Annotated in this window: 23 protein-coding genes; 14 read left to right on the forward strand and 9 right to left on the reverse strand. The window is 70.8% G+C overall.

Features of this window, described 5'->3' with window-relative positions; all coding sequences use genetic code 11:
* The 3 genes from ACIQLK_RS03385 to ACIQLK_RS03395 all read right to left on the reverse strand — a co-directional run bounded on the left by ACIQLK_RS03385 (window position 1) and on the right by ACIQLK_RS03395 (window position 1889).
* A complete protein-coding gene (locus ACIQLK_RS03385; protein WP_400362893.1) occupies window positions 1-516 on the reverse strand; it encodes an ECF transporter S component in 516 nt (171 codons plus the stop codon).
* 86 nt (window positions 517-602) lie between these two features.
* Window positions 603-1577: a pirin family protein gene (locus tag ACIQLK_RS03390; RefSeq protein WP_400362894.1), complete on the reverse strand. Its 975-nt coding sequence runs from the start codon at window positions 1575-1577 to the stop codon at window positions 603-605.
* A 3-nt stretch (window positions 1578-1580) separates the two neighbouring features.
* On the reverse strand, window positions 1581-1889 hold the full coding sequence (locus tag ACIQLK_RS03395) for a GNAT family N-acetyltransferase (RefSeq protein ID WP_400362895.1): 309 nt from the start codon (window positions 1887-1889) through the stop codon (window positions 1581-1583).
* Between the two features lie 195 nt (window positions 1890-2084).
* Between ACIQLK_RS03395 and ACIQLK_RS03400 the strand changes: the two genes are divergently transcribed.
* From ACIQLK_RS03400 to ACIQLK_RS03440, 9 genes are all read left to right on the forward strand, one after another.
* Window positions 2085-4346, forward strand: coding sequence for a carbon starvation CstA family protein (locus ACIQLK_RS03400; RefSeq protein ID WP_400362896.1), 2262 nt, complete (start codon window positions 2085-2087; stop codon window positions 4344-4346).
* Between the two features lie 11 nt (window positions 4347-4357).
* A complete protein-coding gene (locus tag ACIQLK_RS03405; protein ID WP_400362897.1) occupies window positions 4358-4594 on the forward strand; it encodes a YbdD/YjiX family protein in 237 nt (78 codons plus the stop codon).
* Between the two features lie 23 nt (window positions 4595-4617).
* Window positions 4618-5805, forward strand: coding sequence for a sensor histidine kinase (locus tag ACIQLK_RS03410; protein ID WP_400362898.1), 1188 nt, complete (start codon window positions 4618-4620; stop codon window positions 5803-5805).
* Window positions 5802-6521: a LytR/AlgR family response regulator transcription factor gene (locus tag ACIQLK_RS03415; RefSeq protein ID WP_400362899.1), complete on the forward strand. Its 720-nt coding sequence runs from the start codon at window positions 5802-5804 to the stop codon at window positions 6519-6521. Before ACIQLK_RS03410 ends, ACIQLK_RS03415 begins: the two co-directional genes overlap by 4 nt.
* Window positions 6518-6886: a heavy metal transporter gene (locus tag ACIQLK_RS03420; RefSeq protein ID WP_400362900.1), complete on the forward strand. Its 369-nt coding sequence runs from the start codon at window positions 6518-6520 to the stop codon at window positions 6884-6886. The genes ACIQLK_RS03415 and ACIQLK_RS03420 overlap by 4 nt, the downstream gene beginning before the upstream one ends.
* On the forward strand, window positions 6883-8340 hold the full coding sequence (locus tag ACIQLK_RS03425; RefSeq protein WP_400362901.1) for a cation acetate symporter: 1458 nt from the start codon (window positions 6883-6885) through the stop codon (window positions 8338-8340). Before ACIQLK_RS03420 ends, ACIQLK_RS03425 begins: the two co-directional genes overlap by 4 nt.
* A 226-nt stretch (window positions 8341-8566) precedes the next feature.
* Entirely contained in the window at window positions 8567-9739 is a 1173-nt protein-coding gene (locus ACIQLK_RS03430) for a glycoside hydrolase family 3 N-terminal domain-containing protein (RefSeq protein ID WP_400362902.1), read from the forward strand.
* Window positions 9740-9785: 46 nt separating this feature from the next.
* Window positions 9786-12344 carry a DEAD/DEAH box helicase gene (locus ACIQLK_RS03435; RefSeq protein WP_400362903.1) on the forward strand — a complete coding sequence of 853 codons (2559 nt, stop codon included), beginning with the start codon at window positions 9786-9788 and terminating at the stop codon, window positions 12342-12344.
* A gap of 121 nt (window positions 12345-12465) precedes the next feature.
* Window positions 12466-12957 (forward strand): acyltransferase, encoded by a 492-nt coding sequence (locus tag ACIQLK_RS03440; RefSeq protein ID WP_400362904.1) that lies wholly within the window; start codon window positions 12466-12468, stop codon window positions 12955-12957.
* Between the two features lie 49 nt (window positions 12958-13006).
* On the opposite strand, the gene ACIQLK_RS03445 is transcribed toward ACIQLK_RS03440, so the two are convergent.
* Window positions 13007-13546 carry a pyridoxal 5'-phosphate synthase gene (locus ACIQLK_RS03445; protein ID WP_400362905.1) on the reverse strand — a complete coding sequence of 180 codons (540 nt, stop codon included), beginning with the start codon at window positions 13544-13546 and terminating at the stop codon, window positions 13007-13009.
* 52 nt (window positions 13547-13598) lie between these two features.
* Between ACIQLK_RS03445 and ACIQLK_RS03450 the strand changes: the two genes are divergently transcribed.
* Together ACIQLK_RS03450 and ACIQLK_RS03455 are read left to right on the forward strand one after the other, a co-directional pair.
* Complete coding sequence (locus tag ACIQLK_RS03450; RefSeq protein WP_400362906.1) at window positions 13599-14141, forward strand: DUF1697 domain-containing protein; 543 nt, start codon at window positions 13599-13601, stop codon at window positions 14139-14141.
* A complete protein-coding gene (locus ACIQLK_RS03455; protein WP_400362907.1) occupies window positions 14129-14614 on the forward strand; it encodes a GNAT family N-acetyltransferase in 486 nt (161 codons plus the stop codon). The genes ACIQLK_RS03450 and ACIQLK_RS03455 overlap by 13 nt, the downstream gene beginning before the upstream one ends.
* A 124-nt stretch (window positions 14615-14738) precedes the next feature.
* Here the strand turns inward: ACIQLK_RS03455 and ACIQLK_RS03460 are convergent, their stop codons facing one another.
* Entirely contained in the window at window positions 14739-15197 is a 459-nt protein-coding gene (locus tag ACIQLK_RS03460) for a GNAT family N-acetyltransferase (protein WP_400362908.1), read from the reverse strand.
* Between the two features lie 190 nt (window positions 15198-15387).
* On the opposite strand from ACIQLK_RS03460, the gene recQ reads away from it, so the two are divergent.
* Window positions 15388-17466, forward strand: a complete 2079-nt coding sequence (gene recQ, locus ACIQLK_RS03465) for a DNA helicase RecQ (RefSeq protein ID WP_400362909.1) — start codon at window positions 15388-15390, stop codon at window positions 17464-17466.
* Window positions 17467-17487: 21 nt separating this feature from the next.
* Here recQ and ACIQLK_RS03470 read toward each other — a convergent pair whose 3' ends face one another.
* On the reverse strand, window positions 17488-17931 hold the full coding sequence (locus tag ACIQLK_RS03470) for a MarR family winged helix-turn-helix transcriptional regulator (protein WP_400362910.1): 444 nt from the start codon (window positions 17929-17931) through the stop codon (window positions 17488-17490).
* A gap of 59 nt (window positions 17932-17990) precedes the next feature.
* On the opposite strand from ACIQLK_RS03470, the gene ACIQLK_RS03475 reads away from it, so the two are divergent.
* Complete coding sequence (locus tag ACIQLK_RS03475) at window positions 17991-18359, forward strand: VOC family protein (RefSeq protein ID WP_400362911.1); 369 nt, start codon at window positions 17991-17993, stop codon at window positions 18357-18359.
* Window positions 18360-18365: 6 nt separating this feature from the next.
* Here ACIQLK_RS03475 and ACIQLK_RS03480 read toward each other — a convergent pair whose 3' ends face one another.
* Entirely contained in the window at window positions 18366-19436 is a 1071-nt protein-coding gene (locus tag ACIQLK_RS03480; protein WP_400362912.1) for a Gfo/Idh/MocA family protein, read from the reverse strand.
* Between the two features lie 99 nt (window positions 19437-19535).
* Window positions 19536-21044, reverse strand: coding sequence for a SulP family inorganic anion transporter (locus tag ACIQLK_RS03485; protein ID WP_400362913.1), 1509 nt, complete (start codon window positions 21042-21044; stop codon window positions 19536-19538).
* Between the two features lie 125 nt (window positions 21045-21169).
* Between ACIQLK_RS03485 and ACIQLK_RS03490 the strand changes: the two genes are divergently transcribed.
* Window positions 21170-21538 (forward strand): MerR family transcriptional regulator, encoded by a 369-nt coding sequence (locus ACIQLK_RS03490; protein WP_065571858.1) that lies wholly within the window; start codon window positions 21170-21172, stop codon window positions 21536-21538.
* 6 nt (window positions 21539-21544) lie between these two features.
* On the opposite strand, the gene ACIQLK_RS03495 is transcribed toward ACIQLK_RS03490, so the two are convergent.
* Window positions 21545-23683 carry an alpha-galactosidase gene (locus tag ACIQLK_RS03495; RefSeq protein WP_400362914.1) on the reverse strand — a complete coding sequence of 713 codons (2139 nt, stop codon included), beginning with the start codon at window positions 23681-23683 and terminating at the stop codon, window positions 21545-21547.
* Window positions 23684-23827: the final 144 nt, after the last annotated feature.

Here is a 23827-nt window from a genome sequence, read left to right on the forward strand (position 1 = left end):
TCAGCCGGCCCTGACTCCGCGCGCCACGCCGGCGCGGCGCAGGCGTTCGCCGACGCCGAGTCCCGCGGCCGTCCACACGACCGGACCGGCGAGGGCGATGACGAGGTAGGCGATCTGCGCCCACAGCGCCAGGGTGCCGAGGTTCGCCGCGAAGAAGACGACGGCCGCGACGACGATGCCGATCACGAGCGCGGCGGTGAAGAAGCGCCACGCTCCCCACGAGCGGTAGCGGGTGAGGGCGGCGACACCCTCCTGGATCGCACCGAACAGGAGCGCGGTGCCGACGAAGCGAGCGATCCACGCGGGGTTGACGGCGCTGGCGACGAGGGCAGCGAGGACGTGTGTCGTGAGGGCGACCAGCGGCATCCGGAACACCTGCTGCGCGATGATCCCGGGCAGCACATGCGAGCCGAGCACCAGTCCGTACGCCCACGGTGCCGCCGCGAGGACGAGCGGCGTGAGGGCTCCCGCGACACCGCCGAGGAGGCCCGTCGCGACCCCGAGCGCCGCGCACACGAGCAGGACGGCGTGGGGAGGAGGGGGTTTCGGGCCACGGATCCAAGGCTATCCGCGGCGGGAGCCGGTCCGGCCGTGCAAAAGGACTAGAGCCGCCGGCGACGCTTCGTGAGGCGGACGGTCGGCAGGGGCGGCGCCGGGATGCGCTCGTCGCCGTGGGTGACGACGTGTCCGAAGCGCGGCGAGTCGGCCTCCCACTCCTCGCGAGCCGCGACGATCTCGTCGTGGCTGCGCCCGACGAAGTTCCACCACATGACGATGTCGCTCTCGAAGGGCTCCCCGCCCAGCACGAAGACGGTGACGTCGGTCGGCGCTTCGACCTCGATCTCCTCGCGCGCGAGGCCGAGGTAGAGCAGGTCGTGGTCGCCGAGACCGACCGACTCCTCGTCGGTGGCATGGACGACGGGAGAGCCGTCCACTCCGACGAGGGCGTGCTCCCACGCCGGGTTCAGGGGGATCCGCACGCGGGCGCCGGCGGGGATGAAGACCTCCGCTCCGACGATCGGCGTGTACATCGTGGCAGGAGAGTGGATGCCGGCGAGCTCGCCGACCACGACGACGGCCGCCGCACCGTCGCCCAGGTCGACGACCGGCAGGTCGGTGTGCCGCTCGAAGTCCGGCCCGCCGTGGCGACGCGACTCGGGGAGCGCCACCCACAGCTGAAGGGCGTCGGTGACCGTCGGTTCGTCGCCCATCGAGTACTCGGAGTGGGCGATGCCCGCACCGCTGGTCATGATGTTCAGCTGCCCGCGCTTGATGACGACGTCGGAGCCGATCGTGTCGCGGTGGCGGGTCTCACCGGCGAAGGGCCACGTGACCGTCTGCAGCCCGATGTGCGGATGAGGTTCGACGCGCATCGTCGTCACCTGGGGTCCGAACCGGTCGAGGAAGCACCACGCGCCGACCATCGGCAGCTCGCGCTGCGGCAGAGCACGGTGCACCTGCATGCCGCGGACCCCGCCGAGGGGCACCTCGCGCGCCGTCAGCAGAAGCGCCCTCGGACCGTCACAGGATGCCGGGGCGTCGACCGTCTCGGTCGGGTCGGCGTCGAGGCGGGTCATCCCTCACTCCGCGTCGGGCGAGGCGACCGTGAGGCCGGGGACGTCGTGCTCTGCGAGGTAGCCCGCGACGAACGGGCACTGCGGCACGACCTCGTCGCCGCGACGAGCGAGATCGGCGAGCGCGTCCGCGACCAGGGTCGAGCCGAGGCCCTGGCCCTTGAAAGCGGGGTCGACCTTGGTGTGGGGCATCACGGTTCGACCCGCGGCGTCCACGGTGAAGAGGGTGTACCCGGCCACCGCTCCGTCGACCTGGATCTCGTAGCGGTTCTTCTCGTCGTTGCGCGTGACCGTCGGTGCGGCGTCGTGTGCCACGGGGACTCCCTCTGTCGTGTGGGTCAACCGTAAGCGTCCCGAACGTCTCGCCGCCAGGACTGGACAACCGGGCACCGCGCCGTTCGTCGCACGGGCCGCGCCGCTCGTCGCATGCGCTCCTCGTGCGCCCCGGGCCGCGGCATCCCTCTTCCTACCCTGACGTGTACGCAAAGACGCGCCCGAAGGAGTCGCCCCATGTCTGCACCGTCGCGCCGTGGCAAGGCCGCCACGCTCGAACCCGATCCCTCGCTTCCCCCCGTCGCCCTCACCGAGGAGCAGAAGACCAAGGACGGCCGCTGGACGCCGTTGAAGATCGTCATCTGGGCGCTGGTCGCGCTCGCCGGCGGTCTCGGCTGGACGATGCTCGCGATCGTCCGCGGCGAGACCGTCAACGCGATCTGGTTCGTGTTCGCGGCCGTCGCCACCTATCTCATCGGCTACCGCTTCTACTCGAAGGTCATCGAGAAGCACCTGCTGCGGCCCGACGACCGTCGCGCCACGCCCGCCGAGGTCAAGCAGGACGGCAAGGACTACGTCCCGACCGACCGGCGCGTGCTCTACGGGCACCACTTCGCCGCCATCGCCGGTGCCGGCCCGCTCGTCGGTCCCGTGCTCGCCGCGCAGATGGGGTTCCTGCCCGGCACCATCTGGATCATCGTCGGCGTCGTGCTCGCCGGTGCCGTGCAGGATTACACGGTCCTCTTCTTCTCGATGCGCCGCGGCGGCCGGACGATCGGCCAGATGGCCCGACAGGAGCTCGGCCGCATCGGCGGCACCGCCGCGATCGTGGCGTCGCTGCTGATCATGCTGATCATCGTCGCGATCCTCGCGCTCGTCGTCGTCAACGCGCTCGGCGAGAGCCCCTGGGGCGTCTTCTCGGTGTCGATGACGATCCCGATCGCCCTGTTCATGGGCCTGTACCTGCGCTACCTGCGTCCCGGCAAGGTCACCGAGGTCTCGATCATCGGCTTCGTCCTCCTGATCGGTGCGATCATCGCCGGCGGCTGGGTCGCCGAGACCGCGTGGGGCCAGGAGTACCTGCACCTCGACCGCAGCGTCATCGCGTGGGGCATCATCATCTACGGCTTCATCGCCGCGGTCCTGCCGGTCTGGCTGCTGCTCGCCCCCCGCGACTACCTCTCGACCTTCATGAAGATCGGCGTCATCGTGATGCTGGCCGGCGCGATCGTCCTCGTCCGCCCCGAGATCACCGTCCCCGCCGTCACGGACTTCGCGCTCGAGGGCACCGGGCCGGTGTTCGCAGGTCCCCTCTTCCCGTTCCTGTTCGTGACGATCGCCTGCGGCGCCCTCTCGGGCTTCCACGCGCTCATCTCGTCGGGCACCACCCCCAAGCTCGTCGAGAAGGAGCGCCAGACGCGCTTCATCGGCTACGGCGGCATGATCATGGAGTCCTTCGTCGCGATCATGGCCCTCGTGGCCGCGATCTCGATCGACCAGGGCATCTACTACGCGATGAACGCGTCGGCCGCGGCCACGCAGGGCAGCGTGGAGGGCGCGGTCGCCTTCGTGAACTCGCTCGGCATCACCGGGGTGAACCTCACCCCCGACATGCTCACGAGCACGGCCGCCGCGGTCGGCGAGGAGTCGATCGTCTCGCGCACCGGCGGTGCGCCGACCCTCGCGCTCGGTCTCGCGCACATCATGCAGCAGGCCCTCGGGGGCCCCGCGATGATGGCCTTCTGGTACCACTTCGCCATCATGTTCGAGGCCCTGTTCATCCTCACGGCGGTGGATGCCGGTACCCGCGTCGCGCGCTTCATGCTGCAGGACTCGATCGGCCATTGGGTCCCGAAGTTCCGCGACGTCTCGTGGCGTCCGGGCGTCTGGATCACGACGGCGATCATGGTCGCCGGCTGGGGAGCGATCCTCATCCTCGGCGTCACCGACCCGCTCGGCGGCATCAACACGTTTTTCCCGCTGTTCGGCATCGCGAACCAGCTGCTCGCCGCGATCGCGCTCGCCGTGGTCCTCGCGATCATCGCGAAGCGCGGCCCGTCGTACGTGCGGTGGCTGTGGATCGTCGCGCTGCCGCTCGCGTTCGCCGCGGTCGTGACGATCACCGCCTCGGCGTACAAGATCTTCTCGCCGAACCCGGCGATCGGATACTGGTCGAACCACTTCCGCTACCGCGACGCGCTCGCCGCCGGGAACACCGAGCTCGGTGAGCCGAAGGTCATGGAGGCCGTGATCCGCAACACCTTCGTGCAGGGCACCCTGTCGATCGTGTTCGTCGTCCTCGCCATCATCGTGATCATCGCCGCGGTGATCGTCACGATCGCCGCGATCCGTCGCGGCGGCGGCGAGAACCACGAGGAAGAGCCGGTGCCCTCGCGCCGCTTCGCTCCCGCCGGCTTCATCGGCACCGCCTCCGAGCGCGAGCTCGAGAAGCAGTGGGAGCCCATCCTCGCCGACGAGCGCGCCGCGAACCGGCACTGAGAGGCGTTGAGATGAGTACTCGGACGGATGCCGCAGTGACGCCGATGCGGGCGATGCTCGACCTCGTCGTGCGGGCGGGCCGCGGCATCCGCTGGTACGTCACGACCCTCATGGGCGACACGGCGTACGCGACGTACGTCGCGCACCACCGCCGGGTGCACCCGGATGAGGAGCCGATGACCGAGCGGCAGTTCTGGCGCCAGAAGATGGACGACCAGGACCGCAACCCGGGCGCCCGCTGCTGCTGACGCCCGGGATCTAGGCTCGTCGCATGACCGATGCCGTCGTCCTCGCCGCCCTGCTCGGCGTGGTCGGCGGCATCGTGCTGTCCGCGCTGCTGCTGCTCGCCCGCCGCTACGCCCGCGGGGCGGGGGCGCTCGGCAGCGAGGCCGAGGAGGCCACCTACCGGGCGCTGCACCAGGCGAGCCTCGCGGCGCCGTACCTGCGCGGCGGGCTCGACACCCCCGACGTCGCGCGCGCTGCGCGGCACCTGCGGGCCGTCCTCGGCAGCACGGCCGTGGTCCTCGTGGTCGGCGACGTGATCGTCGCGCGCGACGGCCAGTCCGAGGGATTGGATGCCGCGGCCCGCCGCATCGCGGCGCAGGTCGCCGAGACCGGCAAGCGCCGCGTCTTCCCCCGCGCCGAGGGCGGGGACGGGCTCGAGGCCGTCGGCGCACCGATCCGCGTCGACGGTGCCGTCGCGGGTGTGCTCGTCGCGTTCGCGGCACCGGTCCGGGCGGCGCTCGTCCGCGCCGCGGGCGAGGTCGCCGAGTGGTGCGCCGCGCAGGCGACGCTCGGGGAATTGGATGCCTCGCGCGCCGCGCTCGCCGAAGCCGATCTGCGTGCGCTCCGGCAGCAGATCTCGCCGCACTTCATCTACAACGCCCTCACCGCGATCGCCTCGTTCATCACGACCGATCCGCCGCGCGCCCGCGAGCTCGTGCTGGAGTTCGCCGACTTCACGCGCTACTCGTTCCGACGCCAGGGCGAGTTCACGACCCTGGCGGAGGAGCTCCGCAGCATCCACTCCTACCTCGAGCTCGAGCGGGCGCGCTTCGGCGACCGGCTCACCGTGACGCTGCGGATCTCGCCCGAGACGCTGGCCACCGTCATCCCGTTCCTGTCGGTGCAGCCGCTCGTCGAGAACGCCGTCCGGCACGGGCTCGAGCCGGGGGAGGGCGGCGGGACGATCCTCATCGCGTCGGAGGATGCCGCGACCCACACCGAGATCACGGTCGAGGACGACGGTGCGGGAATGGATCCGGGCCAACTGCACGCGCTCCTGACGCGCACCGGCGACGCCGTGAACGTGGGGCTCCGGAACGTCGACACGCGCCTGCGACAGCTCTACGGTGCGGAGGGCGGGCTCGTCGTCGAGACGAACACGGGCGCCGGTACCCTGGTGCGGATGCGCGTGCCGAAGTCGCAGCCGCATCACGATTCGGCAGGGCTGAGGTGACCGCCGTGATCGACGTCCTCGTCGCCGACGACGAGAAGCCGGCGCTCGACGAGCTCGCCTTCCTCCTGCGCGCGGACGAGCGGATCGGCGAGGTGATCACCGCCTCCTCCGGTGCCGAGGCGCTCCGGCTGCTGACGGAGCACGCGGTCGACGCCGCTTTCCTCGACATCCACATGCCGGGGCTGGCGGGCCTCGACCTCGCCGCCGCTCTGGGCGCACTCGCGCGTCCGCCCGCGATCGTGTTCGTCACCGCCGACGACGCGCACGCGGTCGACGCGTTCGAGCTGCGGGCCCTGGACTACCTGCTCAAGCCGGTCCGCGCCGATCGCCTGCGCCGCGCCGTCGACCGGATCGTCGTGACCGACCCGCCCGCGGACGGTGATGAGGTCCTGCCCGTCACGGTCGGGTCGACCGTCCGCTTCGTGCACCGTCGCGACGTCCGCTGGGTGCGGGCCGAGGGCGACTACACGAGGCTGCAGACCGACGGCGACGCGGGGCACCTCGTCCGCATCCCGATCTCGGAGCTCGAGACGCGCTGGGCGGACGCCGGTTTCGTCCGGATACATCGCTCGTTCCTCGTGCGTGCGGCATCCGTCACCGAGGTCCGCCTCTCGGGTGCCGAACCCGCCGTGTGGGTCGGCGACACCGCACTCCCCGTCAGCCGCCGCTTCGCGCCGCTCGTGCGGGAGGCGCTGATCGGCCGGGGCGGCGCGTGAGCGCGGGCCGCGTCCGCGTCTCGGCGGGCGCCGGCAGGCCCGGCGCACCGACGCGCGGGATCGCCCTGCCGGGGGCACCTGTCGACGACGTCGAGGCGGCCTACGCGCGGGCGCTGCGCCGGTCGCAGTTGCGCCTCGCGCTCGGCACGCTCTTCGGCTTCGTCGTCGTGGTGCTCGTCCTGTACGGCGCGCTCACGCTGATCCCCGAGCTCGACGGGATCGTGTGGTTCGGCGTGCCGCTGTCGTGGCTGCTGCACGCGTTCGGGTTCTATCCGGCGATCGCGGGGTTCGCGATCCTCTACGTCCGCGGCGCGAATCGCAACGAGCGGCGCTACCGCGCGCTCCGCGAGGAGGACGAACGGTGAACGCCGTCCTCGATCTCGTCGCCGTCGCGCTGGTCGTGGGCGCGACGACGCTCATCGGGGTCTACGGCCTGCGGGTCTCACGGACCACGGGGGACTTCTTCGTGGCATCCCGCACCGTGAGGCCGGTCTGGAACGCCTCGGCGATCAGCGGGGAGTACCTCTCTGCGGGCACCTTCCTCGGACTGTCGGGGCTGGTGCTGCTGAGCGGGTCGGAGGGCTTCTGGTTCCCCATCGGCTACGCCGCCGGATACCTGCTCGTGCTGCTGTTCGTCGCCGCGCCGCTGCGACGCAGCGGCGCGTACACGATCCCCGACTTCATCGAGGCGCGGCTGGACTCGCGACGCGCGCGCCGGGTGACGAGCGTCGCCTGCCTGCTCATCGGGTGGCTGTACATCGTGCCGCAGCTCCACGGCGCGGGGATCACGCTGCAGGTCGTCGCCGACATCCCGCCGTGGGTCGGCGCCGTGCTCGTGGCGGTGCTCGTCGCGGCCGCGGCCGCAGCCGGCGGGATGCGGGCGATCACCTACGTGCAGGCGTTCCAGTACTGGCTGAAGCTGACCGCGCTGCTCGTACCCGCCGTGCTCATCGCGTTCGCCGTCGGCGGCGGAGCGCGCGAGATCGATCCGCTCGTCGTGTTCCCCGCCGAGGCGGGACCCGCAGGCTTGGATGCCTACGCGGCGGGCTCGCTGCTGCTGGCGCTGCTGCTCGGCACCATGGGGCTCCCGCACGTGCTCGTCCGGTTCTACACGAGCCCCACCGGCGGCTCGGCGCGGCGGACGACGATCCTCGTCATCGTGATGGTGAGCGTCTTCTACGCCGTCTCGAGCGTGATCGGCCTGCTCGCCCGGATCGTGGCGCCCGATCTGGCGCGGCCCGGCGTCGCCGACACCGTCGCACTCGTCCTGCCGACCCGGGTCTTCCCCGGGTTCGTCGGCGAGCTGCTCACCGCCCTCGTCGTCGCGGGGGCTTTCGCCGCCTTCCTCGCGACCTCGGCGGGGCTCACCGTCTCGCTCGCGGGCGTCATCAGCCAGGACGTCTTCAGCGGGTCCGTCCGCTCGTTCCGACTGTCGGCGCTGCTCGTCGCGCTCGTCCCCCTCACCATCGCGCTCCTGACGCAGCCGGCGGGGCTCGTGGCCTCGGTCGGCGCCGTGTTCGTGTTCGCGGCATCCGCCCTGTCGCCGGTGCTGCTGCTCGCGATCTGGTGGGACCGGCTGACCGCCCGCGGTGCGATCGCCGGGATGGTCACCGGCGCCGTCGCGTGCGGGGTCGCCCTGCTCGTGCACAGCGCCGTCGGCGGGGTGGGAGTCGCGGCGCCGCTCCTTGCCCAGCCGGCCGCATGGACGATCCCTCTCGCGACCGCCGTCACCGTCGTCGTCTCGCTCACCGATCGCGCCGGCGCGCCCGTGCGCGCGGGCGCCTATCTCGCGAGGCTGCACACCCCCGGCCGCAGCTGAGCCGCTCGGCGCGCGACGCCAGGCGCCGATCAGCGATCCGGTGCGTCCGGTATTCCGTCTCCGTGCAGACGTGTGACGTGTGACTCCGCGAAAGCCCGGACCGCGCGTCCTCCTGAGTTGCCGACGAGACTGAATACGGAACGCCGATCCCGGCCCCCGACGTCCGGAGCAGGCGCAGAATGTCGGTGTGCGTCGGTCGTGGAGATGGACTGCTCTCGTCACGGTGATGGCCGCCTCGATACTCGCGGGGTGCGCCGCCTCGCCTCCGGCGTCTCCTGCGTCGTCCGCCTCGTCGCCGACCGTCTCACCCTCGCCGGTGGCGTCACCGTCGGCATCCGCTCCCGCGACGTCGCCCTCACCTTCTCCGACCTCATCTCGGACCCCGGACCCGGTCGCGGCCCTTTCGCTCGAGCAGCGTGTCGGCCAGCTCTTCATGGTCGGGACCCCGGCGACCGCGGCGTCGCCGGGCGCGCTGGCCGCTGTCGAGGACCGGCATGCCGGCGGCATCTTCCTGAGCGGACGGTCGACGGCGGGGGTGGCGGCGACGGCGAAGGTCGTGTCGCGGTTCACGTCGCTCGCCGATCCTGACCTGCCGCTCTGGGTCGCGACCGATCAGGAGGGCGGCGAGGTCCAGGTGCTGCGGGGACCGGGGTTCGATGCGATGCCCTACGGCATCCGCCAGGCAGACCTGCCGTCCGGTCGGCTGCGATCGAAGGCCGAGGCGTGGGGGCGCGAGCTCGCCGACGCGGGAGTGAACCTGGATCTCGCCCCCGTCGCCGACATCGTCACGAGCAGGGCGACCCGCTTCGACAACCCGCCCATCGGCGGCTACGGCCGGCAGTACGGCTACGACGCGTCGACCGTGGCAGACAAGGCGGGCGCCTTCGCCGAGGGGATGCGGGATGCCGGCATCCTTCCCACGTTCAAGCACTTCCCGGGTCTCGGCCACGTGTCCGCGAACACCGACACCGCGGCCGACGTCGTCGACACGACGGTGACGGCCGATGGACCGGATGTCGAGGTGTACCGTCCGCTCATCGCGGCGGGTCCTTCCGCCGTCATGGTGTCGTCGGCGATCTACGACCGCATCGACGGGTCCACCCCGGCCGTGTTCTCGCCGAAGGTCGTCGGACTCCTGCGGAGCGAGGTCGGCTTCGACGGCGTGGTGTTCTCGGACGACCTGTCGGCGGCGGTCGCCGTCTCGGCCTGGTCACCGGCCGACCGCGCCGTCACGGCGATCTCGGCCGGCGTCGACGTGGTGCTCGTCTCGGCCAAGCCGTCGGTCTTCCCGGCGATGTACGACGCCGTGCTCGCGAAGGCGAAGACCGACCCGAGGTTCGCTGCACAGGTCGACGCCGCCGCGGCCCGCGTGCTCGCGGCGAAGGCCGACATGCCCTGACCGTTCTCGGCTGTGTGCCGAGTGCCCGGTGAGGCAGACTCGAGGGATGACCTCGACGCTCCGGGACCGCATTCCGGCGGGGTCGACCCCCGACGCCGTGTACGAGGGCTTCCTCGAGTGGACGATCGAGCGCGGCATCGATCTGTACCCCGCGCAGGACGAGGCGGTCCTCGAGCTCGCGTCGGGCTCGCACGTGATCCTCGCGACGCCGACTGGCACGGGCAAGTCGCTCGTCGCGGTCGCCGCACATGCGGCAGCCCTCGCCCGCGGCGGCCGCACGTACTACACGGCTCCGATCAAAGCCCTCGTCAGCGAGAAGTTCTTCGCCCTCGTCGACATCTTCGGACCGGATGCCGTGGGCATGGTCACGGGCGATTCGTCGGTGAACCCCGACGCGCCGATCGTCTGCTGCACCGCCGAGATCCTCGCGAACGTCGCGCTGCGCCTGGGTCCCGACGCGCTCCCCACGGCTTCTCCAGACGGCGCTGACGCGCCGCCCGGAGCCTCTGGCCGCGTGGGCCCAATCGACCAGGTCGTGATGGACGAGTTCCACTACTACGGCGACCCCGATCGCGGGTGGGCGTGGCAGGTGCCGCTGCTGCTCCTGCCGGGAGCGCAGTTCCTGTTGATGTCGGCGACCCTCGGCGACGTCTCGGCGATCACCACCGACCTCGAGCGGCGCACGGGTCGCACTGTCGCGCACATCGCGGGCGTCGAGCGCCCTGTCCCGCTGGACTTCTCGTACGCCCGGCGCCCGGTCCACGAGGTGCTCGAGGGGCTGCTCGAGAACGGCGAAGCCCCGGTCTACATCGTCCACTTCTCGCAGGCGGCGGCGCTCGAGCGGGCGCAGGCGCTGTCGAGCGTCAAGGTCACGACGCGCGAGCAGCGCGACGCGATCGCCGAGGCGATCGGCGGGTTCCGCTTCACGACCGGCTTCGGCAAGACGCTGTCGCGACTCGTCCGTGCCGGCATCGGCGTGCATCACGCGGGGATGCTGCCGCGGTACCGGCGGCTCGTCGAGACGCTCGCGCAGCGCGGCCTCCTCCGTGTCATCTGCGGCACCGACACACTCGGCGTCGGCATCAACGTGCCGATCCGCACCGTGCTGATCACGGCGCTGTCGAAGTACGACGGCACGAAGATGCGGCAGCTGTCGGCGCGCGAGTTCCACCAGATCGCCGGCCGCGCGGGGCGCGCCGGATTCGACACGCATGGGAGCGTCGTCGTTATGGCGCCCGAATGGGAGATCGAGAACGCGGTCGCCCTTGCGAAAGCGGGGGACGATGCCGCGAAGCGCAAGAAGATCGTCCGCAAGAAGGCGCCGACCGGCGTCGTGAACTGGGGCGAGGGCTCGTTCGAGCGCCTGGTGGCGGCAGAGCCCGAGCCGCTGTCGCCGCAACTGAAGCTGACGTCGGCGATGCTCATCAACGTGATCGGGCGGGGTGGCGACGTCTTCGCGAACGTCCGCTCACTCGTCTTCGACAACCACGAACCTCGCGCTCGGCGGTACGAGCTGGCCCGCCGGGCGATCGCGCTGTTCCGGACCCTCGTCGCGGCGGACATCGTCGTGGCCGATGCCGACGGCATCCGTCTCACCGTCGACCTGCAGCCGAACTTCGCGCTGAACCAGCCGCTGTCGCCGTTCGCGCTCGCCGCGATCGATCTGCTCGACCCGGACGCCGGTGAGACCGGCAGCGGTCACTACGCGCTCGACGTGGTGAGCGTGATCGAGTCGACGCTCGACGATCCGCGCGCGATCCTGTCGCAGCAGGAGTACAAGGCGCGTGGCGAGGCGGTCGCGGCGATGAAGCGCGACGGCATCGAGTACGACGAGCGCATGGAGCTGCTCGAGGCGGTGACGTGGCCGAAGCCGCTCGCGGAGCTGCTGGCACAGGCGTACGAGACGTTCGCCTCCAGCCAGCCGTGGGTCCGCGACTTCGAGCTGTCGCCGAAGTCGGTCGTGCGCGACATGTTCGAGCGGGCGATGTCGTTCGGCGAGTTCGTCTCGTTCTACGGGCTCGGACGGAGCGAGGGGCTGGTGCTGCGGTACCTGTCCGACGCGTACCGCGCGATCCGGCAGACGGTGCCGGCCGAGGCCCGCACCGACGAGCTGCTCGACCTCATCGAGTGGCTCGGCGAGCTGGTGCGTCAGGTGGACTCGAGTCTCGTCGACGAGTGGAACGCGCTCGTGAACCCCGCCGACGATCCCGAGGCGCCGGTCGTGCCGCCCGCACCGCCGTCGATCGTCGCCAACCGGCGGGCGTTCGTCGTGCTGGTGCGCAACGAGATGTTCCGGCGGGTGCAGCTCGCCGCGCTGCAGAACGACGATGCGCTGGTCGAGTTGGATCCGGATGCCGCCTGGCCCGACGTCCTCGACCGGTACTTCGATGACCACGACGAGATTCTCACCGGCGGCGCGGCCCGCAGCCCTGCGCTGTGCGTCATCGACGAGTCGTCGGCGCCCGACGGCGTCTGGCGGGTCGAGCAGATCATCGACGACCCGGCGGGCGACCACGATTGGCGGATCCGCGCGGAGGTCGACCTGGAGGCATCCGTCGAGGAGGGCGCCGCGGTCGTGCGGGGGACCGAGGTCGTGCGGCTCTGATCCCTCGGCGCTTCGGCGCTGTGACCGTGCGCTGCTCGCGCGGATCGGCTCGCGGCGTCATAATCGCGACGGGGCGATATCGCGCGATCGAGGGGACATCATGCGCGTACTGAAGAGGATCATGAACAGGCTGCGCGCCTCGGCGCGGGGGCACCACGGGGTCAGGCTGCAGCCCGGCGTCAAGATGGCCGGGCGGGGCACCTACGATCTGCGTCCGGGCGCGATCATCCGCAGGCGTGCGCGGATCCACGTCGGATCCGGGGCTCGGCTCACGGTGATGCCGGGAGCGGCCGTCGGCGCGCGCAACACGATCAACATCGAGACCGGCGTCACACTGCACGAGGGCGCCGAATTGTCGTGGGACGTCGAGATCATGGACACGGATTTCCACGACATCGAGTTCGAGGACGGACGACGCCACGTGCGCTCCGCGCCGATCAGCATCGGTCGTCACGTGCTCATCGGAGCACGCGCCATCATCCTGAAGGGCGTCACGATCGGCGACGGCGCGATCGTCGCAGCCGGTGCCGTCGTGACTCGCGACGTCGCCCCCGGAGCGATCGTGGCGGGCAATCCTGCGCGACCGGTCGGCCGCGCCGCCTCCTGGCGGTGACGTGTCGACGGCGGGGCATCCGTCGATGGATGCCTCGCGGCCGTGGGCTTCAGTTCTCGTGCCGCCAGGCGTCGCCGTCGCGCGTGTAGACGATGCGGACGTGACGGCGGTCGGCTGAGCCCTGCCAGAATTCGATGCGCTCGGGGACGAGGCGCCAGAGGACCCAGTCGGTCGGCGCCGCATCGGCGGATGCGGGTCGCGCTCCGAAGTCCGCCGCGCTCTCGTCGGGCGTCGCCTCCCGCACGATCCCGCGCACGCGCACCGCGCGCATGATCGGCTGCCACCAGAAGTTCATCGCAGCAGCGGGGTTCTCGGCGAGGTGGCGCCCCTTCGCCGATGACCGCAGGCCGGAGAACTGCCAGCCGCTCGCATCGACGCCCTTGAGGATCAACGTGCGCGCGTCGGGGCGGCCCGCGGCATCCGCTGTCGCCAGGGTGGCTGCACGTACTTCGGGGATACCGGCATCGGCGGCGTGGCGGATCCAGCGGTCGAAGAGGTCGTGCGGGTCGGTGGGGAAGTCGGGTTCGAGCGGCGGTGGGGTTCCCATCAGGGAGGGCCGGTCGCGGAGCCAACGCGTGAGCTCGTTCATGTCTTCATCCTGCTCCTTCTGCGGTGTCGGGCGTGACGGGCAGACTGGGCGGATGACGACGTACCTGGCGTTCCTGCGGGCGATCAATCTCGGCGCGAAGCGCGTCTTCCCGAAGGAGGACATCCGTCGAGCCGTCGAGAGCGTCGGCTTCGAGGAGGTCGTGACCCACATCAACACCGGCAACGTCCGTTTCGAGTCGCGGATGCGGTCGCGCGATCGGATCGAGCGCACGCTGGAGACCGCGTTCCTGGCGGACCGTGGGTTCGAGGTGCCGACGATCGTGTACTCCGCGAAGGAGTTCGCCGCGCTGGCAGGGGAGACCCGCCGGTTGGACGACGCGAATCCCGGGCTCGCACGGCACTACGTCTACCTGCTGAAGGACGAGCTGACGGCGGCGCAGATCCGGCAGGTCGAGTCGAGGGCGTCGGACAAGGGGCGGATGGTGGTGCGGGGCCGGGCCGCGCACGCGCTGCTCGAACCGGGATATCAGGACGGGACCGTCGACCCGCTGGGAGCCGCGTCGTTGCTGGGCGTCGCGACGAACCGGAACGCGAGCGTGGTCCTGACTCTGGCCGAGAAGTGGTGCGGCGAGTGATCGCGGTGATCCGTGAGCCGCGGCCGGCGGATGCCGAGACGATCGCGGCGTTGCATGTCGCGACGTGGCGCGAGACGTACGGGCACCTGCTGTCCGACGACTTCTTCGGCGACGAGGTCGTGGGCCGCCGTCGACGGATGTGGACGCAGATCCTCACGAAGCCGCGCCGGGAGGATGTCGTCCGAGTGGCGGAGGCCGACGGCGAACTGGTCGGTTTCGCGATGTCGGGGATCACCGACGGTGGGATGCCGCAGCTCTACATGCTGTACGTCGCGGCGGAGCACCACGGGACCGGAGTCGGGCAGAGGCTGTTCGACGGGGTGCTCCCGCCGGGTCCCGCAGTCCTGTGGGTCGCGAAGGAGAACCCGCGGGCAATCGCGTTCTACCGTCGCAACGCCTTCATCGTCGACGGCGCAGAGCAGACGGACCCGGGAACGCCGGGGATCGTCGAAGCGCGGATGGTCCGGGCCTGACGCAACGTGGGACCGGCGGTGTCGCCGCCTTGCCCCCCGGCATCCGCCGACCTCTGTCGAAAGGTCGCAGATGGTCCCTTCCGACGTCGCGTGTCGACCATCTGCGACGTCTCGGCGCTACCCGTCAGACCGCGCCGAGCCCCCGCATCCACGCGACCTCGCGCGTGATCTGTCCCGTCGCGACGAAGGTCCTCACCTGGTGCGTTTCTCCCAGTACGTGCGCGAGCTCCGACACATCCGCGCCGACGAACCCGAGCGACTGCCAGAACCGGCCCGAGCGACGGCTGAACAGCCACGCGGTCGACGCGCCTTCGTCTGCAGCGCGATCGAGGGCGAACCTCGCGAGCTCGGTTCCGCGACCGCGGGTGCGCGATGCAGGTGTCACCGCGACGCTGCGGATCAGCGCGTGCTTCCCATCGCCGCTCAGCTCGTACCCCGTGCTCCCGACGATTCGCCCCGAGCCATCGCGCGCGACCCACAGGCGCACCGCCGGCGAGTCCAGCCCGGTCACCGTCAGGTCGACCTCGCGCAGGAACGCCTCGAGCTCACCGGCATCCGCCGTCGTGTACCTGGTCGGTTCCATGGCTCTCCTCGACAGCGCCCCGACGCCACCGAGACTGCACGCCTGCACCGAGACCGTGCCGTCGCGCCGCATCCTCGGCGCGCCGGTGCAGTCTCGCGGACAGGCGCGCTCCTCCTCCCCATCCTCTCAAGCGCGCTGAGACCCTCCACATCCGCAGACCGTGTCGGATGCCGCGGCTAGGGTTGACCGGGTGAGTGACGGCGGATGGCAGAACGACCCCTACGCCGATCTCGTGTGGGATCCCGACGACGTTCCGCCGCCGGACGACGACGACTCGCCGCCCCCGCCCGACCCGCGGTACGACGACTACGCCGCGTCCGTCGCTCGCGCCACGCGCGCCGACCCCGCACTCGCCGGCCCCGCCCGCGCGACACGCACCCAGGCCGCACGAGCCGCGCACCAGCGCCCCGCCGCGCCGCCGGCATCCGTCCTCCGCCTCGAGCGGCGCGACCACGTCGGCGACGACCCGGTGAAGGTGCTCACCGAGGTCTTCGGCTACACGGCGTTCCGCGGCGATCAGGGCGACATCGTCTCGCACGTCATCGCGGGCGGCGACGCGGTCGTGCTCATGCCGACCGGTGGCGGCAAGTCGATCACGTACCAGGTGCCCGCGCTCGTGCGTCCCGGCACGGGCCTCGTCGTCAGCCCTCTCATCGCGCTGATGCACGACCAGGTCGACGCGCTCATCGCCAACGGCGTCCGCGCCGCCTTCCTCAACTCGACGCAGACCCCCGCCGAGCGTGCGGGCGTCGAACAGGCGCTCCTCGACGGCGAACTCGACCTGCTCTACGTCGCGCCCGAGCGCCTGTCGGTCCCTGCGACGACCGCGCTCCTGCAGCGTGCGCAGCTCAGCGTCATCGCGATCGACGAGGCGCACTGCGTGTCGCAGTGGGGGCACGACTTCCGCCCCGACTACCTCGCGCTCGGCGACCTGGCCGAGCGGTTCCCGGGCGTTCCCCGCATGGCGCTCACCGCGACCGCGACCCGCGCGACGCACACCGAGCTCACCGAGCGCCTCCACCTTCCGGACGCCCGGCACTTCGTCGCGAGCTTCGACCGTCCGAACATCCAGTACCGCATCGAGCCCAAGGTCGACATGCGGCGTCAGCTCGTCCAGTTCGTGCGGTCGCAGCCCGAGGGTTCGGCCGGCATCGTCTATGCGCTCAGCCGCAAGTCGGTCGAGCAGACGGCGGAGTACCTGCGCACGCAGGGTATCGACGCCCTCGCGTATCACGCGGGGTTGGATGCCTCGATCCGCGCCCGGCACCAGTCGCGCTTCCTGCGGGAGGACGGCGTCGTCATGGTCGCCACGATCGCATTCGGCATGGGCATCGACAAGCCCGACGTCCGCTTCGTCGCCCACATCGATTTGCCGAAGTCCGTCGAGGGCTACTACCAGGAGACCGGTCGCGCCGGCCGCGACGGCGAGCCCGCCGTCGCCTGGATGGCCTACGGCCTCGGCGATGTCGTGCAGCAGCGCCGCCTCATCGACCAGTCGCCCGGCGACCGCACCTACAAGATGCGCATGGGGCAGCACCTCGACGCGATGCTCGCCCTGTGCGAAACGGTCTCGTGCCGCAGGCAGAACCTGCTCGGCTACTTCGGACAGTCGTCGGATGCCTGTGGCAACTGCGACACCTGCCTCACCCAGCCCGACACCTGGGACGGACTCGTCGCGGCGCAGAAGCTCCTCTCGACGATCGTTCGCCTGCAGCGCGAGCGCAACCAGGCCTTCGGCGCCGGGCACCTCATCGACATCCTCCGCGGCGGATCGACCGAGCGCATCCGTCAGCAGGGACACGACAAGCTTTCGACCTACGGGATCGGCAATGACCTGTCGGAGCAGGACTGGCGTTCGGTCGTCCGCCAGCTTCTGGCGCGCGGCATCCTGGTCGCACAGGGCGAGTACGGCGTCCTCGCCGTCGGCGAGGCGGGCATGCCGGTGCTCCGCGGCGAGGAGCCCGTGCCGCTCCGGCGCGACGTCCTCGGTCGCACCGGCGGCGGACCGACTCGCGCGAAGAGGTCGTCGACGGCGGATTCGCTGCCCGAGGGTGACCGCGACCTCTTCGAGGCGCTCCGCGCGTGGCGCGCCGAGCAGGCGCGCGAGCAGGGCGTCCCCGCGTACATCGTCTTCGGCGACGCGACCCTCCGCGCGCTCGCCGAGCACCGTCCGACGTCGGTCGCAGCACTCGACGGCATCACCGGCATCGGTGCGAAGAAGCGTGAGGCTTACGGCGAGGCTGTCGTCGCCGTCATCGCGAACGCCTGAGCCTTCGCGGGGCAGCCCGCATCAGTTCTCCTGCAGCGCCCGCGTCATGCGGGTGAGCACGTCGAACGCTTGAGCCCGTTCCGCGGCCGACAACTCGTTGAGCATCCGATCCTCCACCGCTCTGACCACGGCGCTCGCCTGCTCCCGCCGCCGCGCTCCGGCGTCGGTCAGCGTGACCGGCAGCACACGACCCTCCGCCGCGGTCGCCGGCCTGGCGACGAGCCCCTCGCGCTCCAGTGTCTGCAGCAGGACGTTCATGCTCTGCCGCGTCACGAAGGCGCCCCGAGCGAGATCCGAGTTCGACGACCCGGGACGCTGCGCCAGGATCTCGAGGCACGAGTACGCGGTCACGGTCAGCTCGAGCGGACGGAGGGCGTCCTCCATTGCGACCCGCAGCGCGGTCGCCGCTTCTTTCAGCAGGTAGCCGAGCGACGTCGGCAGATCGATCTCGCCGGATTGGCCCATGTCAGTATTCTGACATACGATCAGAAGTGTCAGATAACTGACAATCGAAAGGATGCCTCATGCCCGCCATCGGACCCGACTTCATCTCCCTGCAGGTGAGCGACCTCGTCGCCTCGCAGCGCTTCTACGAGCGCTACCTCGGCCTCGTCCGCTCGCCAGCCGGCCCCCCGCATGCCGTCGTCTTCGACACCGCCCCGATCGCCTTCGCGCTCCGCGACATCGTGCCCGGGACGGATCTCGCGTCCGCCGCGCACCCCGGGATCGGCGCCGCGATCTGGCTACGTGCGACCGATGTCCAGGACATCCACGACGCGCTCTCCGCGGATGGTCACGAGATCGTCGCCGCGCCCATCGACGGCCCCTTCGGCCGGACGTTCACCTTCGCCGACCCCGACGGTTACCGGATCACCCTGCACGACAAGGCCTGAGCCCTGTCAGGTCCAGACGTCGTGGGCGACCCGAACGTCGGCCCCCGTCCGGGCTGATTCGCCGATCGCCAGCCCGAGCAGGTGGTCCTGGCAGGCGTCGGCCAGCGGGTAGGGCTCCGGTCCATCGCCGCGGGACCACCGTCCCGTGAGCTCGAGCAGCGACGCGACGGCGATGTCGTCCTCCGACAGCCGCGTTCCGACCCAGGGATTCCGGTAGACGATCCGGCCCTCGAAGGCAGCCGACACGACGTCGTTGCCTTCGAGGTTCAGATCGACACCCGTGCGGCGGTACGTGATCGGCGAGGTGATCACCTCGGCACCCTCGAACCGGCGCACGGTGTCGTCGGTGAGCTCGCCGTGCGAGCCGCGGATGACGATCCGCCGTGACAGGATCGGGTTCCACCACTGGTTGTCGACGAAGTCGTACAGGCCCATCCGCCCGTCGCCGAAGTCGAGCGTCGCGATCGTCGTCGTCCGCTCTTTCGGTGAGAGGTCGTTCGACCATCCGGCCGGCGTCAACGGATCGACGAGCGGTGCGGTGAAGGTCCGGGCCGACACGGTCGCCTCGGCCCTGCCGGCATCCAGGAACGTTCGGATCATCGAGGTCGCGTGGTACAGATGCGTCGACGAGACCTGCACCCCGCCGACGGTGCCGAGTGCGCCGGAGCGAACCACTTCGAGTCGGGCGGCGTGTCCCGGCATGAGCATGTACTGCTCGGCGACCTGCACGAGGCGGCTCGTGCCGACGTCGCGCCACAGCCTGCGCAGTCCGTCCGCGTCGGGAGCGGGCGGCGTCTCGGCGAGCACGCGCACGCCGCGCTCCACGAGCTCGGTGATCACCCCCGGCATCGCGGGCCAGCTCACCGACGCGATCACGAAGTCCGGTCGCGCGGCCAGCAGGTCGTCGAGCGAGCGGTGGATCGGCACGTTCCAGCCGGCGACCCGTGCCGCCGAGGCGTCGGACCGGGCGAGCACGCCGACCGCCTGCAGTCGGTCCGGAGCCGCCGCGGCGATGCGCAGGAAGAACTCCGAGCGCCACCCCGTGCCGATGATCGCGAATCGTGCCGGCTCTGCCATGGGACCCCCTCGTCGTGACGCGCCGAAGCAGGGCGCCCCCGGCATCCTTCAGGCATCCCGCACGACGGTCAACCCCGGTGCGCGGTCACCCCCGGTCCGTCACTCGCCGGCGCCGAGCTGGCCGCTGAGGCGACTGTGGAACGCGGATGCCGTGTCGTTCAACCCGACGATCGTCACCGTCGTGCCCATCCGCTCGTACTTGCTCGTGATCGCATCGAGGGCTGCGACGGTGGAGGCGTCCCACACGTGCGAGCGCGACATGTCGATCACGACGTTCGCCGGGTCGTCCGGGTACGAGAATTGCGTCGTCAGGTCGTTGCTCGAGGCGAAGAACAGCTCGCCGTCGACGGTGTAATGGGCGGTGGATGCCGCGGCGTCCACTGTTCGCGTGACGGTCACGACGTGCGCGACCCGGCGGGCGAACATGACCATCGCGGCGAGGACGCCGAGGATGACGCCGATCGCGAGGTTGTGGGTCCAGACGGTCGCGACGACGGTGATGAGCATCACGGCGGTCTCGCTCTTGGGCATGCGGCGGAGCGTGGCCGGGCGGATGCTGTGCCAGTCGAACGTGCCGATGCAGACCATGATCATGACGGCGACGAGGGCCGCCATCGGGATGATCGCAACGATGTCGCCGAGCGCCAGCACGAGGATGAGCAGGAACACGCCGGCGAGGAACGTCGAGATGCGCGTGCGGGCCCCGGAGGCCTTCACGTTGATCATCGTCTGGCCGATCATCGCGCAGCCGCCCATCCCGCCGAACGCCCCCGAGAGGATGTTCGCGGCGCCCTGGCCGAGCGATTCGCGGGTCTTCGAGGAGTGCGTGTCGGTGATGTCGTCGACGAGCTTGGCGGTCATGAGCGACTCGAGGAGCCCCACGACCGCCATCGCGAGGGCGAACGGGCCGATGATCTGCAGCGTCTCGAGCGTGAGCGGCACGTTCGGGATGAACAGAGACGGCAGGCTTTCGGGGAGTTCACCCTGGTCGCCGACGGTCGGAACGTTCCACGCGAAGACGACGACGGCCGCGGTCAGCAGCACGATGGTGACCAGGGGAGCCGGGACGGCCTTAGTGAGCCGCGGCATCGCGTAGAGGATGACCAGCCCGACGGCCAGCAGCGGCCAGACGAGCCAGGGGATGCCGTCACCGAACAGCTGCGGCAGCTGCGCGACGAAGATCAGGATCGCGAGCGCGTTGACGAAGCCGACCATGACGCTCCGGGGGATGAAGCGCATGAGCTTCGCGACGCCCACGAGTCCGAGGACGATCTGGATCGCCCCGCCGAGGAGGACGGTCGCGATGAAGTAGTCCATCCCGTACTCGCGGACGACGGGCGCGATGACGAGGGCGACAGCGCCGGTCGCCGCGGTGATCATCGCGGGGCGACCGCCGAGGAAGGCGATCGCGACGGCCATGATGAACGACGAGAAGAGTCCGACGCGCGGGTCGACGCCCGCGATGATCGAGAACGCGATCGCCTCGGGGATGAGGGCGAGCGCGACGACGAGACCGGCGAGGACCTCTCGGGTCAGCAGGCGCGGGCTGCGGAGAGCCTGCAGCACCGTCGGTTCGATGCGCGGGCGCACGGGAGTGGTGGTGGTCATGATGACTCCGTCGGGGGAGGGGTGCGCACAGGCCCGGGGGCGGCGCGGAAGAATGGGGGCGCGCAGATCGCGCACGACCAAACCTAACGTAACGTGAGGTTTGCTGTCCACCCGGAGGGAACCGCATGACCGACGACACGATGCGCATCGGCGAGGTCGCCGAGCGGACCGGGCTCTCGTTCCGCACCCTTCGTCACTACGACGAGATCGGCCTCGTCACCCCGTCGGCGCGCACCGACGGCGGGTTCCGGCTCTACACCGAGGGTGACGTCGCCCGCATCCTGCTCATCCGGCGCATGAAGCCGCTCGGGTTCACCCTCGACGAGATGCGCGAACTCCTCGAGGTCGTCGACGCGATGGCTGAGGATGCCGACGACCCGCAGAGCCGTGCCCGCCTCGACGGCGTCCGCGCCGAGGCTGCGGCTCGGCGCGAGAAGCTCCGCCGTCAGGTCGAGATGGCCGACGAGTTCCTCGACCAGCTCGAACGCATCTGACGGCTCTCAGATCGCGGTGACCTCCACGACGACCGACTGCTGCGGGTTCTGCACGGGCGGACGCAGGCCGACGACGGCGAGCTGACGCCCGGTCAGCACCGTGTCGTGGTGCGCCCACTCGAGCGGCGACTGCGCGGGGGTGTCGACGATCCCGCCCGGCGTGACGAGCTGCACGCGGTAGACGCGGTCCGCGTCGAGCCCCGGCAGGCGCACGCGACCGGCCGGCGACGAGATGAGGGTCTGGGTCTGCGTGATCGTGAAGAACGCGGATGCCGCATCTGCTGCGACGACGCCGCGGACGTCGAGCCCGGGGTCGGCGACGTCCGCGTTCACCAGGCGACCCGTTGCGACGAGGGGGCGGACCCGTTTGGCGAGGGCGACCCACGCGCCGACCGTGGCGGCATCCGTGTCGGACAGAGTCGTGACGTCCCATTCGATGCCGAAGTGGCCGAAGAGGGCGACGGCGCCGCTGAGGGTGAGGGTCACGGTGCGGCCGGTGGAGTGCACGTGCGGGGTCGTGAGGTGCATGCCCATCATCTCGGGCGGGACGACCAGGGCGGTGTAGCGCTGGTTCTCGAGGCGTTCGATGGGGTCGAGGCAGTCGCTGGTCCAGATGCGGTCGGTGCGGTCGAGGATGCCGAGGTCGACGCGTGCTCCGCCGGAGGCGCAGCTTTCGATCTCCAGGCCCGGGTGGGCGGTCTTGAGTTCGTCGATCAGGCGGTACACGGCGAGGGTCTGCGCGTGGACGCGAGCCGCGCCGCCGGGGCCGGCGGCCGCGTCGACGAGGTCCCGGTTGTGATCCCACTTGATGTACGAGATCGGGTACGCGGCGATGATGTCCGAGATGACCTGGCGGATGTACGCGTACGCGTCGGGGTGGGCGAGGTTCAACACCTGCTGCTGCCGGGCCGAGGGGGGAAGGTCGGTGCGACCGCGGAGGATCCAGTCCGGGTGGGAGCGGGCGAGGTCGCTGTTCGGGTTGACCATCTCGGGTTCGAACCACAGGCCGAACTCCATCCCCTTCGCCACCACGTGGTCGGCGATCGGGTGCAGGCCGTCCGGCCAGACCGTGTCATCCACATACCAGTCGCCCAAGCCCGCGGTGTCATCGCGACGGTGACGGAACCAGCCATCATCGAGCACGTACCGTTCCACCCCGATCTCCGCCGCCGCATCGGCCAGGGCGATCAGCTTCGGCAGACGGTGGTCGAAGTAGACCGCCTCCCACGTGTTGAGGGTGATCGGGCGGGGGCGGGTCGGGTGCTGCGGACGAGCACGCCACTCCCCATGGAACCGCCCCGCGAGTTCGTCGAGACCGTCGCCCCACGAGCCCAGCAGCTCGGGCGAGGAGACCTCCTCACCCGGCGCGAGACGGATCTCCCCCGGCAGATACAGCTCGCCCGCCCCCAGGAACGACTCCCCCGTCGGGGTCCGCTCCGCGAAGATCCGGGAGTTCCCACTCCACGCGAGGTGGGCGCCGTGGACCGTGCCGCGCTCAAAACCGAACCCGGGGGTGCCGGCAGCCAGCAGCAGGGTGAAATCCGCGCCCGGACGGCCACGACGCGACTCCCGCACATGCGTGCCGAACGTCAGCTCATGCCGCTGCGCGGACCGCTCCCGCAGGTGACGCCCCGTCGTATCGAGGATCTCGGTCGCGTCCCACGGCAGCGGCAGGGTCGTGTGGAGAGCCTGCACGGTGTAGTCGCCCGCACCATCGTTACGCACCGTCGTCCGCGCCCGCACCAAACCCGATCCCGTCACCCGCAACACGTACCGAGCCGACAGCTGCATCTCGGCATCCGTGAAGTGCAGTTCGAGGGTGTCCTCGGTTGCCTGCAAGTCGGTCAGCGTGAAGAGGGCGCCCACGTCCTCGCCATCGCGGTGGCCCTCGAGGGTCGGTGTTCCCGCCCAGCCGGATGCCGCGGTACCGACGACGCCGAGTCGCACGGTGCGGTCGAGCCCGCCAGAGATCCGCTGCAGGCGCGAGGCCGTCGCGAGCGAGACGAGCGTGTCGTGCGCGGCGTCGCCGAGATCGGCACCCCAGTGGACGATCACGGGAACGGAGCCGGGCTCCAGGTCGACGACGACGCTGGTGCCGCCGGAACGGAGGTGGACGACGCTCGGGTCGGAGGGGAGAACGGGCATCCCTCAAGTCTGTCAGCCGGCTTCCGTGAACGTGCACACATCTCGTGTCGTGGCGGGTCCCGCGGGCTCCCGGCACCCTGCGCGTGTAGGCGCTGCACAACCCGACGAGAGGACGTCGGCGGCGGGGATTGTCGCGAGGGCACA

Source organism: Microbacterium sp. NPDC091382 (assembly GCF_044757025.1).
Taxonomy (GTDB): domain Bacteria; phylum Actinomycetota; class Actinomycetes; order Actinomycetales; family Microbacteriaceae; genus Microbacterium.